The organism is Vibrio sp. 2033 (assembly GCF_033339735.1).
Genome location: NZ_JAWOVC010000876.1, coordinates 1 through 511, shown reverse-complemented (window position 1 = coordinate 511; position 511 = coordinate 1). Strand labels below are relative to the sequence as shown.

General features: G+C 46.0%; 1 protein-coding gene. It reads right to left on the bottom strand.

All coding sequences use genetic code 11. The annotated features are described in order from the left end of the window. The coding region (locus R7P74_RS29590; protein ID WP_318124321.1) for a DEAD/DEAH box helicase at positions 1-511 on the bottom strand (511 nt) is incomplete at both ends.

Sequence of the window (511 nt, the reverse complement as noted above, 5' to 3'; positions counted from 1 at the left end):
GAACCGCTTTCTTCGTATTACAGAACACCACCGCCGACTCTGGTTGGTAAGTCAAAAGAAGATTGGCTAGCGCCTCATCACGCGCTTCAGTTCCTTCTACTTTGTAGAAGTATTGAGCAATGCTGGAAGTATCGTGAGTCGATTCAACCTTGATCATCTCTGGCGATTTCATAATACGCTGAGCGATTTTCTCGATCTTATCTGGGAATGTTGCGCTAAACAGCAATGTCTGACGCTGTTTAGGCGCCGCATTAATAATTGCATCTAAAGCATCTTGGAAGCCCATTTCTAGCATACGATCGGCTTCATCCAGCACCAATGTATTCACCTCTTCCAATTTAATACGGCCTTTCTCAAGGTGATCCAGGATACGCCCCGGAGTACCAACAAGGATATGTGCACCATGCTCTAACGAACCAATTTGCGGTCCCATCGGCATACCGCCGCACAACGTAAGTACTTTAATGTTATGGATACCACGCCCTAGCGTTCGAATTTCTTTAGCAACTTG